Raw genomic sequence first — 14,521 nt, forward strand, 5'->3', positions numbered from 1 at the left:
TATGAAAATTAAGTTATTAAACAGGCAAAGCCTTAAAACATTATTTAGAGCAGGAGCAAGACCGAAAGAAAGCAATTTCTCAAGCTTGATAGATTCTATGATAAATAAAATAGACGATGGTATTTCAAAAACAAAAGAAGATGGATTGATTCTTTCCCCGGAAGGTAAAGAATCAGATAAGGTACTAAGTGTCTTTGAAAGTGTAGAAGATGAATTACCACAATGGAGTTTGACTCTTAATCAAGAAGAAGATAAAGGGTTATCTATAGTAGCACCAGTAACTAAAACGGAAGTTACAGATGTGATACATTTTCAAAAAACAGGCGCTATAGGTATTGGAACTAAAACCCCAAAAACAACTTTAGAAATTGATGGGGTTTTAGGAGTAGATTCTCGTATTGGAACTTATAAATTAGCTTCAGTACCAGCAGATGGAAATTGGCATGATGTCATTACAGGTTTAAATGGTTGTGCAGCCTTCGAAGTCATTGCTCAGGTAGGCAAAGAAAAAGCAGGCAAATATGCGTTGCTACATGCACATGCTATAAGTACCTTTGGGAAATCTCGTCACAGAATTCGCAGAACCCAAGCTTATTATGGCTGGTTTTGGAATAAAATAGCCATACGATTTACCGGCAGTACATACAATTATAAATTGCAGCTTAAAACACGATCAGACTACGGTTATTCTCAGAAAATACATTTCCATATTGTCAGGTTATGGGATAATAATATCATGGATTTATTTAAGCAATAAGGAGTTGTAAATTTCATGAATAACGTTAAAGGATATATTAGTAAAAAGAAAGAAGGCACTAGTCTTTATGAGGAATTGCATCTTGAGGCTTTAGAAATTATCCAGAAGCTTAGTAGTGAAGTATGGACAGATTTTAATGAGCACGATCCCGGAGTAACTATATTAGAAAGTATCGTATATACCATTACGGAATTAGCCCATAAAACACTATCTCCAATACAAGATATCTTAATTAAATCTAGAGGACAAGAACTACATTCCGGAGATAATGGTTTTTTTGTTGCTTCAGATATTTTAACAACAGGCCCCATTACTTTTTATGATTACAGGAAAATTTGGATTGATCAAATTTCTAATGTGAAAAATGTATGGATTTACCCTATAGAAGACTGTCCGGGAGAAGTTGATAATATTAAAGGACTGTTACGTGTTTTTATTGGGAAATTTAAATACAAATCAGACCCTCAGGAAGAAAGTGATGATAACAAAAGAATCATACAAGAAATACTTACTACTTATAACACCAATAGAAACCTATGTGAAGATATTTATAACATAGAAATTTATAAGCCATTAAGGCTTGCCATGGGTTTAAATATAAAACTCTCAAATAGTGTAAACGGAGAAGAGATTTTGGCAAAAGTTTTTAACCAGGTAAACGATTACATGGTGTCGAATGTTAACTACTATTCGTTATGGGAGTTACAACGAAAAGATACGCCAATTAATAAAATATTCAATGGCCCCAATTTATTAGATGGATTTATTTTAGATGAAGACCTTAAAGATCCTTTAGAAGAGATTGTGATCTCTGATGTTATGAAAATAATAACCCAAATTCCGGGAATTGTAAGTGTTAATGACTTTTACTTTCAATATAAAGACCCAGATACAGGGGACATGATTCAAATACGTGATCGTTTTAAAGTTCCAAAAAATACAAGAGTGATTGCAACGTTTCCTAAGTCTGACAAAGAAATCGTTTTTGAAAATTCAAATACCTTTTTTCAACCAGATTTAAACGAAACTAAAAAACAATTCTCACTTATACGAGCATTAAGTTATGGAGGGTTTAAAGAAGCCTCTAGTTCATTAAATAAAATATCCATTCCTCCTGGAAATCATCTTGATATGACATCCTATTTCCCCATTAGAAAACAACTTCCTGAGCTCTATGGAATAGGAGATAGAGGCATAAGTGGCCAGGCTACAGACTTACGTAAAGCTCAAGTAAAACAGTTACAAGCATATTTAATGCCTTTTGATCAATTAATGGTCAACTTTTTAACTCAATTAAGTAATATCCATACATTATACGATGTGAATGATAATAACCATGCATCGTATTTTACAAAAGAGCTTCCCGATACGGAAGAATTAATTGATTTAATAAAACCTGTAAATGGTGAATATGAATTAACTAAATGGAAAGAAACGTTAAACGATATTAATAATCGTTTTGATAACAAAGCCTTAAAAAGGTTAAGTGAAGTAGCAAATCATTTGCTATCTAGATTTAATGAGACATTTCAAACCTATGCACTTCGTAAGATAAACAGTAGTAGTTATGGCGAAGTATTAATGAATGAAGAATTCGATAAGAAACTATTAACATCGAAGCGACAATTAGTACGCGAATATGCATCTATTAGCTATGGCAGAGCAAGGTCTTTTAATTATCACCAACCAGAAGAAGGAGAAAAAAATCAATTTATTCCGGGAATACTTCGTAAGCTGGCAATCTTAATGGATATCGATGATTTTAAAATTAAATCGCTTATCAAAGGTTTTGAAGATTCTGAAATAGAAATTCACCCTGTAACTTTAAATATAGAAGTCGTTATTGATGCCATTAATATTTCGCAAGAAGATCTGGAAATTATAAAAATTGAAGATGTAACAATTGACGAAGTCATAAAAGATGATCTATATAAAGTCATGCACTATATGGGAGATAAAGAAACCTTACTGCAAGACACTTTAAAATATGGTGTTATAGCCGATAATTACGAAATTAAAAAAAGCGAAAAGGAGGATTTATATTATATATTTTATAAAAAAGCAAATCAAGAAGCTAATATAGTTCATCTGTCAAAGACTCAAGAAGAGGCCGTTACAGCCATTCAAAAAGCAGTAGCTTACTTGGTAAACATCAACCAAAAGAGTGAAGGTTTCTTCATGATTGAACACTTACTATTATTGCCACCTTACAAGGAAGCGTATTTTGGGTTTCAAATAGACTTCTCATTGCTCCCTTCAATAGGATTGAATTTAAAACTCACTCATAAAGTGTGGGCACCTTGTCAAGAACGAAACGAAACCATAACAACGTTTGTAAATCAACTCCTTTTAGGGCAATTGCAATATTCTGTTATTCATAAAAAAGATAACTATAGTTTAGAAATTAGTTCGTCTGGAGAAGATGGACAAGAAGGAGAGGTTTTAATGGTTTCAGAAAATCAATATACTTCAGAAGAAGCACTTAATAAAGATATAGAGCTGTTAAAAGGTTTAAATACTGTAGTTGATGAAGAACAGTTAGGGACTATAATAAAGTGTTATGTCAATTATGCAGCTGGCAAAGCCCCTATAGATGAAAGTTTCTTTTCTTTTCAGGCAAGCTTTATAGCGCCTTCTTGGCCAGTTCGTTTTCAGAATGAAAACTTTAAAACGATGTTTAAAAATACAGTATACGAACAATTTCCAATACATATTAAATATGGAATTTATTGGTTAGATTATGAAGATTTGAAAACATTTGAAACCTCTTACTTTAAATGGTTAGAGCAATTATCTTCAAAAAGTGAAGAAGACACTCAAAAAGATCTCGCATACGAGTTGATTACGATACTCCAGAAATTAATCGAACAACAAGATGAAACGTGAAGGAAGTACAAACACATATCATTAAAAGTCAACGCTATGAACTAATTTTAGATAATGCATCAGAAGCATATGCATATCAATCTAAAATAAGCAGACTTCAGGAATACGGCATCAACCGCATTTTGCAGAAAGTGATGGACAAGTATAACAGTTCGGAATATTTAGATCAATTTGATGAGGTTTTTTTAGATATAGGAACGATTTCAGTAGCAGGTTTTGAAATAGGGTTAGAGCAAAGAATAGAAGAAGCATTAACCGATTTTTTTAGAAATAATAGCTATGAAAATGGCACTTTAAAAATTGGGAAACGCAAACAGCTTTATCATAAACACATCGAACAATTTGAGTTTTTTCTAAAAAACGGTTATGTAAAATGGAATGCTTCTATGTCTAGCAAACCTATTGAAATATTTAAAACCTTACTCCAGAATAATAAAAAGGAACTTGTTGATCTGTTAAAAAACCTGGGACAAAAAGAAACCGTACGTAAACGTTTAATAACACAATTAGAAGATCCTTTTTTAGAGCAAATAGTTGTGGCAGCCGCAGGAGAAGAAGCTGTTTATATTAATGAATACCGTCGTTATATCGTTAAACATCAACATGATTATAAAATAATTGAAGTCGATTCCGGAAGCTATAGAAATGCTATTTGGGAAATCACCCTGGCCTATATATTTACAGAAGTGAGAAGCTATTCTAACCAAAAGAGTTTTTTACAATACCTTATTCGCAAAATAGCCCAGAAATACAGATTAACATACAAGAGTTTACTTCACGCTATTGTGTTAGGAATTAAAAGCCGTCAAAATAAAGAAGGTGTTATTATTGATTTTGAAAAGTTATTGGTCACATTGGAAAAAGAAGAAGATGAAAAATCAAAAAACATTTTTAATGATGATTTAAAAAAGAATGGCACCGTAGAGTTTACTAAACTTCTGGACTACTATTTAAAATACAATTCGTTGCCAGCAAATAATACATTAATGTCTTACAATGTACTATGTGAAGCTATAAGAATTAATAGTACTCAAAACTCAAAAACGTTTTACACATTTTTTGATCAGCATATAAAAAATAGAACCAATATTGAGCAATGGGTTAAAAGATTTCCAGACCATATACTTAAAGATATAATCACAAAATCACCTAATAAAATATTCATAACATGCACTCTCTTTTTTAAGCAGATTTCAGATGTAGCCAACCGTTTGCAGGTTAGATCTTCAACTTTAGAGATGGCACAAAAATCGTTAGGGAAAATAGCTTTATACGCTTACAGTACGATAGCTAACAGTTCTATAAATGACATAACAGCGTTTTTGTATGAGATAACGAAACATGTGGTGATTGATAAAGAATTCATTAGAATATTAAAAAGATTTGAAAGTAAAAAAAGCGTTGCACAGTATACCGCAATTAGGTCTTTTATTAACGAAGTAGAATTAATTCAAACAAACGAAAATTTAAAAACGACAGCATTAGAAATAGAGTCACCTTTGTCGGAATTATCAAAAAAAATATATTCAAATTATAATAAAAATAATGTCTTTGCTTTAATAGATTTTCAGAAGCAATTACAACATATTAACTGTAAAAAAGGAGTATTACAACTAGCTCTTTTATTATTAAAAATCTGTTCGTCAACACAGCAATATAGCAAACATGAAATAACCGATTGGGTAATAGAACGACATAAAGAATTGCTGCAAAGCAAAGAACAGAACAACAAAGTCATTATTCAGCTATTACAGATTATTGAAATGTTGAGCATTGATAAAAAGGTCTGTGAAGGTATTAAAGAAGCTATTAAAACAACTGGAAAATCAAAAAATGAGCCTGTTAAATTACAAGAAAAGACCGTCTTAAATGAAGTTTCCAATGCTATAATATATACATTCATAGGAGAAGTATACGAGCAGTTTTATAAGCGCACCACACAAAATTTAAAAGAAAGCATTGAAGCCTTAGTAGTTAAGTTTTGTAAAAAACATAATATTTCTAAAACAGTATTATTATCACGACTTCAAGAACAAATTTCAAATCGGATCGACTATAAAATTCTTAAAAGAATTCTTGACGATAAACTATTCTATAAAAGCACCGATAATGATGAAATAAGTGAGAGATATAAAAGCGATGTTGTTCAGTATTTCTGCGTACATGGCAAATTACCCTGGTGGGGTAAAAGTAAATCATTAAAAGAATTACAAGAATATTTCAGGCAAACAGTTACATCGTTTCCAGATAGTTTTAAAGTATGGTTTGTTAATGCAAAAAATCAACAGGCAATTATTCAACTGTTAGATGATGCATCCTATGAAATGATTATTAAACACGTAAATCCATCTGTAAATGGATCCGTGATTCGTATTAAAGCGCTAATAGATGATCTTTTAGATAAAAAAATCTCAGGAATAAGAAGTGTACCATCCGATTATAAAAACAAAATAAAACACTTAATACTAAATTATACTTATAGGAATCCTGTTTTAAACATAGCAGCATTAACAAACTATTTAATTGAAAATATAGTTTCTGCTTTTGCTATGAATGTATCGGACATTAAAGTTTTGCTACAAGAAAAACTTTATGATGAAAAAACGAATACTGGTTTAATAAAAGATGTAAAGATGTGGTTAGATGAAGAAGTAAAACCAATGTCTAAAACGTCAAAACTGTTAACCCAAGTAGAACAATTAATTGACGATAAAAAAGATTGGAAACATGTAGTAGATACGGCCTCAAAAAAAGACGTTTTACCAATGCTTAAAAAGATATGCGTAAAAGCTCCGGAAGCATTGCTATTTAACTTAAAATACGCATCATTCAGAAAACGATTAATAAAAAAATTAAACAATACATCACATATTGAATTTATACAATATTTCATGGTAAAATCTGAACTATTGCGTTTTTTAGATGTAATAACCTTACTGGAAAAATGCCGTCTGCAACTTTCCGGATCAGAATATCAAAGCCTGTGGTATCACTTTATTGACCTTACGTTACTTAAAATAGCTATTGATAGCCCTGTACAATGGTCGGCGAAAGATTGGAGTATGATTCTTTATAAAAGTATAGAGCTGCTACCAGATAAAATAACATCAATAGAATTCTATCCTGAAACCAAGAAGGTTTCCGAAGATATTACGAATGTTATTTATGAAGTAGAGGAGCTTATAGAAAATAAAAAGGAAGAAGCTGTAGAAAATATAGAAGAAATGGAAGCTACAGAAGAAGAGGTTATTGGAGACAGTATTTATATCTCCAATTCCGGGATCGTGATACTGGGGCCTTATATAGCCATGTTGTTTGAACGGTTAGGGCTCTTAGAAAATGGTGTCTTTAAAGATGACTATAGCATTCAGAAAGCCATTTACATACTACAATATGCAGCTACAGGAAAAGACGAGGTAGAAGAGCAAAACCTTATTCTAAACAAAATTATTTGTGGAATGCCTATTCATGATACTGTTGAACAACATATACCAATTACACCCAACGAAAAAGAAGTTGTTGAAAGCTTGTTGAAAGCTGTTATTACAAGTTGGAGTATTCTTGGAAACACATCCATTGAAGGTTTACGAGAAACATTTCTGTGCAGAGAAGGTAGCATTAGTATTGAAGAAGATAGTTATATTTTAAGAGTAGAAGAAAAAACATTTGATATGTTATTAGACCAGATTCCCTGGGGCATTGGAAAACTAAAACTAAGTTGGATGCAAAAATTAATAGATGTAATATGGAGAAATTAATGAAAGAGAAAAGCGTTTTATTACTGCAACAAGATATTGCATGGTTAGAAGTCGTTATAGATACAGCGCTTACATTGTATTTTGAAAATAATTGCAGTTATAATGATGTTAAAGACTTAATACCTCCATTAATAACAGATGAAGTGTCTGGATACGCGCAATTGCTTAGAAAATATAATTTTGGATTCGAAGAACGTTTATTACTCATACTAGCGTTAGCACCGCTTGTTAAACCACAATGTTTAGATGTGTTTTTAATTAAAAATAAAAATTTAGACTGTGAATTTTCAGAATTTGGGGGCGTTAAAAACGAAAAACATTACGGATTTATACCAACACTGGAAACGGCTAGTTTTATTTTAGGAGGCGCAGTAGATATGCAAAAACGGCTTCATTTTATGAAAACAATAAGCAAGAATTATATCCTTTATAGCGAAGGTATTCTATATTCAGATAACTACCCAATCAGGCTTTATGAAAAGTTGCAAGTTTCAGAAGAACATTTAAGTAGTATCATTAGCGGTGAAAAATATTTACCCAGTTATAATTCTAAATTTCCAGCGCAGCAAATAACAACAAAATTAGCATGGAATGATCTTATTTTAGAAGAGCGAATAAAAAGTCAACTTAACGAAGTACAAGCATGGCTAGAACATAGCGACCTTATTTTAAATACATGGAATCTCGATAAAACTTTAAAACCAGGGTATAAAGTATTGTTTTATGGAGCACCCGGAACAGGAAAAACACTAGCAGCAACATTACTTGGAAAAGCAACTGAAAAACCGGTTTTTAGAATTGATTTATCAATGGTCGTGTCAAAATATATAGGAGAAACGGAGAAAAATCTGGGTAGATTATTTGATGAAGCCGCATCTAAATCATGGATCTTGTTTTTTGATGAAGCCGATGCACTATTTAGCAAACGTACACAAACCAATTCGTCCAACGACCGACATGCAAATCAGGAAGTAGCTTATTTGCTTCAACGTATTGAAGACTTTGATGGATTGGTGATTTTAGCCACCAATTTACAAACCAATATAGATGATGCTTTTTTAAGACGTTTTCAAAATACCATCGATTTTCCAAAACCAAAATATAAAGAACGTAAATTGTTGTGGAAAAAAATGATAGGTGATGTTTTTGAAATGAAAGAAGGTACAGAAGGATTGGATAAAATAGCCAAGGATTATGAGTTATCCGGAGGTGAAATGATTAATGTTCTTAGATATTGTGCTGTAAAAGCAGCAAGCGAAGGCGAAAAAAAGACAAGTATAAATGATATAATAACAGGAATTAAACGAGAATATCGTAAATCAAATAAAACACTTAATTAAATTATTATGGGAAAACAAGTATGTAGTGGAGCTATGCTCTCATGCACTATGGGAGACACACCATCAACACTAACTATATTGCCTACCAATAAAGTAAACACGAGTAATATGCCGGCAGCAACCATTATGGACTATGTGCCTTTAGAGAATATCTTAACTTTTGGGATGTGCTCATCACCTACTAATCCGGTAGTTGCTACGGCAACTACGGCAGCACTTGGTGTTTTAACACCGATGCCTTGTGTTCCTGCTACGACCACACCGTGGTCACCAGGAATTAGTGATGTGTCAATTAATAATATCACGACTTTAGATGATAGTAGTACCTGCGACTGCATGTGGGCAGGAGAAATTTCTATTGAATCACCTGGGCAGGAGCAGACCAATGTTTCTTAATGAAAAGGAGATGCTTCTAATGTTACATATCATTTTCTAAACTATCATTTCTAGCAACTGCAGTAGTAAAAAAATGATTGGCGAAAGGAACCCATTGCGTTTTAGGGATTTTCCCGCTATTTTCTTCAAATCTTCCAGTATTTCTCAATTTATTTCTATGGCCTCTCATTTCTACTAATGCTTTATCCTCATCCATGCCATATGCTCCCATTCCATACCTGTATTCTGGGGGTAAATCTGCATGAGCTGTATAACCGGGAGGGGGAGACATCATATCTTTTGCTATTTCAGTTGTAAATATAGAATTGATCCAATCACCTAACTTTGGCCCTTTATTTCTGTCTCTCATAGGATCGTCTCTGGCCTCTTTATAGCTACCAGAGTAAAAAATATAATCGTCTAAACCTAAATCAAGTTCACCAGGTAATTTTTCTTTTACCAAATCCCTCACTAAAGTCACTTTGACTTCTTTTTGCCTTGGATATCGTCCAAAATCATTATCATTGGCTATAGATCGAAACATGGTATTAAAATCAGACCTTGCCATAAGCCTGAAATAAGCTTTTGGTCCATCGTCATTTTTAAGGTTTTCATCTGTACGGTTTTTAACTTGCAATACATATAATGCCATATATTGAATGAGCCCATGAATCTTTCTTTGTAAATGGTCAGTTAGCGTTAAATTATTTTCTTCTAAAACTTCATCAGCAGTATTTCTACTCGTTCTCGTTATAGCCTTTCTTCTTCCAATATGTTCATCAATTAACTCCCCTAAATTTTCTAATCGGACTCCTTCAGTAGATTGTGCACTTGCTCTAAAAAGGTCATCGTTTACTTCTATAGTAGCATCATTTTTTACATTACCCCCCTTTACAAACTCGTATTTTTTGTCTCCATTTTTACCGGCAACTATGTCAGCGGCCATTTCAGCAGCTGCTCCTACTGCACCAAGAACATCAGATTTCTTACTAAACGGTTTAGTTACAAACTCTACATCCTCTTTAGTATCAGCTTCTAAAGAGAATTGATCATTTTCATAAACAATAAACTTTCTATCAGCTCCTAACACTTTATTTTTTGCTGATTCAAATTCAAAGCCCATTTTTAATTGCATAGGTGCATGTGTTGGTGTCAGACTTTTAATTGTAGATACTTGTTCTGAGGTAACAGAAAGTGCCTTAGCTCCCGTCACATCTGCTTCTTTCTCTAAACCTGTGTCATCATTAATATTGATTTCACCTTTCATCTGCATGGTAGGTTTCACTCTTCCTTGTTTTTGTTGTACTACGTGCCATGCTTCATGAGGTAAATGTTTTTCTTGACCAGATGCAATATGAATATCTGTTCCTTGCGCATATGCATGAGCCTGTAACTGTGCTGGTTTTGGAGAATTATAGTGTACCCGAGTATCGCTCATATCAATACCTGAAAGGCTTTCAATACCTGATTTTAAGTTATCGGGCAGTCCTGTATTATTGATTGGTTGTTGTTGTCGATCACTATAGCTGTTTGCCATAGTTTGAAATTGAGCAACTCGTTTTGCCTGTGGACTGTTATCTGTTTTATCTTGAAGTTTTCTTTGTGCAATAGTTTCAGGTCTATTATCTGCAAATTTTAATGCAGATTCCTCACTACTTTGTATTTTAAGTGTATTATTTACAATCGATTTACTTTCATTATCTTGAGTTTTACTGGTATATGATTGCATAAATTTTAGATATTATGTATGTGTTTGTCTTTGTATAATTTTATTTGTAAGTTATTAAAAATAAGCGATAAAAAGATTATTTGGAACGTTTTTTTAAAATTATTATTGGCTTCTATTGTAACATGATGAGCATCTATTTTAAGTTAAATGATGCGTACAATAGTCTAGTATTTCTTCTTTTTTCGAAAGTCATTGCATAAGGTCAGATTTGATTTAAAATCCGTTTATTCTATAAGCTAGTCCTTTTCCAATATCCTTTCCAGTTATGAATTACATGTACATTTATAGAGAGTATGATAACGTTTTCTATATTTTTACTATTTCAAATAATTGTGCTCGAGCACAATTATTTGATTTTCCTTATGAAAATTAAAGAAATACATGTAACTTCGTTTTCATATTAAATTAACGTGAATCTTGTTTAAGAGTTCAGAAGTCACTTCGAGTGAAATTCTGAAAGAATTTTGTATCGAGAAGCTTTTTTTAGTCGAAAATTTACTTGTCAGCCTGTCGGCAGACAGGTTTTCGATACGATTTTTTGCAAAAATCACTCAGACTGACACAAATTTTCTTATCCAAGATTCACGTTAAATTATTATAAATTTTTCAATTCAATATTTTTAATAATATGCTTTTCAATTTAAGTTAAAAGAAAAGTAATTTTTCAATGCTAAAGATTAGATGAAACTTTACAAAGTAAATAATATTCCTTGTAATCAATTAATTATCACGGGGAAGGGTAATGACAAGCTTTGGGATAAAGCTGTAGTTTTGACTGATTTTAACTCCCCGTGGGAAGATATAAAGCATACGAAAACAGAATTTAAAGCATTATGGGATAGAGACTACCTGTTTTTTTGTTATAAAGTTACAGATGCTACCATACATATTAACAACACAGATAATAGTTTTAATAGCATAAATATATCCGATAGGGTAGAGCTATTTTTTAGACCAAATTCATCTCTTAATCCTTATTATTGTTTAGAGATAGACCCAACTCCAAGGCTTATGGATTTTAAAGCATTACCAAATAAAAACTTTGATTTTAATTGGAATTGGCCGAGTGAAGATTTAATTATAAAATCTAACATTACAGATAAAGGCTATAGCGTTGAAGGTAAAATTAGCATACCTTCTTTAAAGAAATTAGACTTAATCCATAACGAAAAAATAGAGACCGGACTGTTTCGAGCGAAATATTATAAAACAAAAAAGTCATCTTACGAGCCTGTGTGGATTACATGGGTTGATCCCAAAACCGATGAACCAAATTTTCATATATCTTCTTCATTTGGCGTTTTAAAGCTAGAATCCAATTAATTTTCTATATAAGAACTTAAGTTTTCTGAATTTACTATATCTATAGGTAGAAGTTTTTGATTTTGAATTTCTTTATCAAATAAGAAGTGTTCAACCAAATATGTTAAACCTAGATATGTTTGTGTTTTTGGGTTTTGGTGAATTAAAAACGAAATAATATCTTCTTTTAAAAAATCAATGTTTTCGGTTAATAAATCGTAACCTATAAGTTTGATGTTTTTTAAATTGTTATCACGAAGAATTTCTACTACTTTATATACTTTAGAAGTCGTTACAAAGATGCCAGAAATATTCTGTTTAGATTTCAAGAATGTGATAAGTGATTTATAAAGATTTTCCTGACTTACACTAAGTGTTGATATTGTGTAACTATCATGATTTTGTTCATCGAAATAGTCTCTAAACCCTTTTTCTTTTTGTTGCATGTGGAGGGCATTGTTAAATGTCTCATCAATATGACAAATAATAATTTCAGAATTTTTTGGAGTAATCATATGCATTAATCGAGCTGCAACCCTGCCACTTTGAAATAAGTTTTGCCCCACAAAGCTAACCACTTGTTTTGAATCTATTTGGTTATTAAAGGTACTTACTTTAATACCTGCCGATTGATAATTTTTTACAACACTAATACTTTCTTTATAAAAGAGTGGAGCCAATAAAACAGCATAAGGAGATAAATTTAATATCTCATTATTAATATCTTTAAAAGATTTAGTGCTGTTAGGGCTATAAAAAAACAGTTTAATAACTATTCCAAAAGACTTAAATTCTGCAATCGCATCATTAACACTTTTAATACAAGGTTCCCAAAAGCTATCTTCTTCCGGGTTTGGTATTACAACATAAATTTGATAAACCTTATTATTTTTTAAGTTTCTTGCTATTGGGTTTGGTTGATAATCAATTTCTTCAAGTAGCTTAGTTACCTTCTCTAAAGCTTTTTGAGATACTTTCCCTCTTTTGTGTATTACTCTGTCGACAGTACCTTTAGACACCCCTGCCATTTTAGCTATATCTTTTATAGTGTGTTTCTTCATATTAGCAAATATAATAAAACTTAAGTGTAATATTACATAAAATGTGCTCGATAACACTTTTTTTGTGTGTTCGAGCACATTTTTTGATGTTTTTCTTTTTTTTTCTAAAATAAATAAATACATTCGCAGCAATACATAAATTAAAATCAGCTTTTTAGTAACATTAAATGTCATAATATCAGTGACATATATTTAATTTAAATGAACAAAATTATATCAATAGCACCAGGAAGAACATGTTTATTTGGAGATCATCAAGATTATTTGGGTTTACCCATTATTGCGTGTGCGATAAGTAAACATATTAAACTAACAGCAATAGAAAATGGATTGCGAACTTTTAATATTAATAAACCAGATATAAACAAGAAAAGAATCATTAATATAGATGAAGATATTGTAGATCTGGAAAAAGGAGACCATATACTATATACGCTTAAAGTATTAAAAAAATATGGTTGTATTCCCAATAGAGGTTACAACATAGAAATAACAGGAAACTTACCTATAAACGCAGGAACATCCAGCTCTTCTGCATTAGTTATATCATGGGCTAATTTTTTAATTGAAGCTTTTGGCATTACTAAAAAAGTCACACCCGAACTAATATCACAAATAGCATACGAGTCTGAAGTATTGGAGCAAGGCGCACCCGGGGGCATGATGGATCATTATAGTATAGGTGTTGGAAAGGTTGTTTATATAAATACATCAGAGCCATTCTCTTGTAATATTATAAGAACAGAATTAAATGGTTTGATTTCTGGTGTGTCTGGTGTTCCAAAAGAAACAGTTGGTTTACTTGCAGAAGTAAAAGGAAATACCTTAAAAGCTGTAGATATTGTTACGAAAACATTTAAAGACTTCAATTTAAATAAAGCAGAAATCGAAGATTTAGATAAATACAGTAATTGTTTACCAACAGAATATGTTCCCTATTTCAACGCGGCAATTAAAAACCACTATTATACAAAAAAAGCCTTAATAGAATTTAATAAAGAGACACTTAATTTAAAAAGAATAGGAGAGTTGATGAATGGTCATCATACCGTTTTAAGGGATTTATTAAAAATTACTGTTCCCAGAATTGATGATATGATCGAGGCAGCTTTAAAAGCAGGAGCTTATGGAGCTAAAATAGTTGGATCTGGAGGAGGAGGTAGTATTGTTGTTATAGCAGAACCAGGAAAAGAGGCACCAATAGTTGAAGCTATTTTAAAAGCAGGAGCTATTGAATCATATCCAGTGTCTGTTGATTCCGGAGCAAGAATATTAGAAAGATCAAAAACAATAAACATCGAAAACTAGATTAA

Annotated in this window: 9 protein-coding genes; 7 read left to right on the plus strand and 2 right to left on the minus strand. The window is 31.8% G+C overall.

Annotated elements, in window-relative coordinates; all coding sequences use genetic code 11:
- The first annotated feature begins 1 nt into the window (after window position 1).
- Genes Q4Q35_RS04030 through Q4Q35_RS04050 form a run of 5 tightly spaced genes read left to right on the plus strand, consistent with a single transcriptional unit; the run spans window position 2 to window position 9,137 of the window.
- Window positions 2-757, plus strand: a complete 756-nt coding sequence (locus Q4Q35_RS04030) for a hypothetical protein (protein WP_303276651.1) — start codon at window positions 2-4, stop codon at window positions 755-757.
- 15 nt (window positions 758-772) lie between these two features.
- On the plus strand, window positions 773-3,643 hold the full coding sequence (locus Q4Q35_RS04035; protein ID WP_303276652.1) for a baseplate wedge protein: 2,871 nt from the start codon (window positions 773-775) through the stop codon (window positions 3,641-3,643).
- The gene (locus Q4Q35_RS04040; RefSeq protein WP_303276653.1) at window positions 3,640-7,401 is read left to right on the plus strand and encodes a contractile injection system tape measure protein; all 3,762 of its coding nucleotides are present in this window, start codon (window positions 3,640-3,642) and stop codon (window positions 7,399-7,401) included. The genes Q4Q35_RS04035 and Q4Q35_RS04040 overlap by 4 nt, the downstream gene beginning before the upstream one ends.
- The gene (locus tag Q4Q35_RS04045; protein ID WP_303276654.1) at window positions 7,389-8,741 is read left to right on the plus strand and encodes an ATP-binding protein; all 1,353 of its coding nucleotides are present in this window, start codon (window positions 7,389-7,391) and stop codon (window positions 8,739-8,741) included. Before Q4Q35_RS04040 ends, Q4Q35_RS04045 begins: the two co-directional genes overlap by 13 nt.
- A gap of 6 nt (window positions 8,742-8,747) precedes the next feature.
- Entirely contained in the window at window positions 8,748-9,137 is a 390-nt protein-coding gene (locus Q4Q35_RS04050; protein ID WP_303276655.1) for a DUF4280 domain-containing protein, read from the plus strand.
- Between the two features lie 22 nt (window positions 9,138-9,159).
- Here the strand turns inward: Q4Q35_RS04050 and Q4Q35_RS04055 are convergent, their stop codons facing one another.
- On the minus strand, window positions 9,160-10,845 hold the full coding sequence (locus tag Q4Q35_RS04055; protein ID WP_303276656.1) for an eCIS core domain-containing protein: 1,686 nt from the start codon (window positions 10,843-10,845) through the stop codon (window positions 9,160-9,162).
- A gap of 681 nt (window positions 10,846-11,526) precedes the next feature.
- On the opposite strand from Q4Q35_RS04055, the gene Q4Q35_RS04060 reads away from it, so the two are divergent.
- Window positions 11,527-12,168 (plus strand): carbohydrate-binding family 9-like protein, encoded by a 642-nt coding sequence (locus tag Q4Q35_RS04060; RefSeq protein WP_303276657.1) that lies wholly within the window; start codon window positions 11,527-11,529, stop codon window positions 12,166-12,168.
- On the opposite strand, the gene Q4Q35_RS04065 is transcribed toward Q4Q35_RS04060, so the two are convergent.
- A complete protein-coding gene (locus tag Q4Q35_RS04065; RefSeq protein WP_303276658.1) occupies window positions 12,165-13,208 on the minus strand; it encodes a LacI family DNA-binding transcriptional regulator in 1,044 nt (347 codons plus the stop codon). The two genes, Q4Q35_RS04060 and Q4Q35_RS04065, sit on opposite strands and share 4 nt — an antisense overlap.
- A gap of 201 nt (window positions 13,209-13,409) precedes the next feature.
- Here Q4Q35_RS04065 and Q4Q35_RS04070 point away from each other — a divergent pair, with 201 nt between their 5' ends.
- Window positions 13,410-14,516: a mevalonate kinase family protein gene (locus tag Q4Q35_RS04070; RefSeq protein ID WP_303276659.1), complete on the plus strand. Its 1,107-nt coding sequence runs from the start codon at window positions 13,410-13,412 to the stop codon at window positions 14,514-14,516.
- Window positions 14,517-14,521 lie beyond the last annotated feature (5 nt).

Source organism: Flavivirga aquimarina, from assembly GCF_030540835.1.
In the GTDB taxonomy this organism is placed as follows: domain Bacteria; phylum Bacteroidota; class Bacteroidia; order Flavobacteriales; family Flavobacteriaceae; genus Flavivirga; species Flavivirga aquimarina.

Coding starts and splice junctions, on each gene's coding strand:
- Q4Q35_RS04030 (WP_303276651.1), top strand. CDS start 2: ATGAAAATTAAGTTATTAAACAGGCAAAGCCTTAAAACATTATTTAGA.
- Q4Q35_RS04035 (WP_303276652.1), top strand. CDS start 773: ATGAATAACGTTAAAGGATATATTAGTAAAAAGAAAGAAGGCACTAGT.
- Q4Q35_RS04045 (WP_303276654.1), top strand. CDS start 7,389: ATGGAGAAATTAATGAAAGAGAAAAGCGTTTTATTACTGCAACAAGAT.
- Q4Q35_RS04050 (WP_303276655.1), top strand. CDS start 8,748: ATGGGAAAACAAGTATGTAGTGGAGCTATGCTCTCATGCACTATGGGA.
- Q4Q35_RS04055 (WP_303276656.1), bottom strand. CDS start 10,845: ATGCAATCATATACCAGTAAAACTCAAGATAATGAAAGTAAATCGATT.
- Q4Q35_RS04060 (WP_303276657.1), top strand. CDS start 11,527: ATGAAACTTTACAAAGTAAATAATATTCCTTGTAATCAATTAATTATC.
- Q4Q35_RS04065 (WP_303276658.1), bottom strand. CDS start 13,208: ATGAAGAAACACACTATAAAAGATATAGCTAAAATGGCAGGGGTGTCT.
- Q4Q35_RS04070 (WP_303276659.1), top strand. CDS start 13,410: ATGAACAAAATTATATCAATAGCACCAGGAAGAACATGTTTATTTGGA.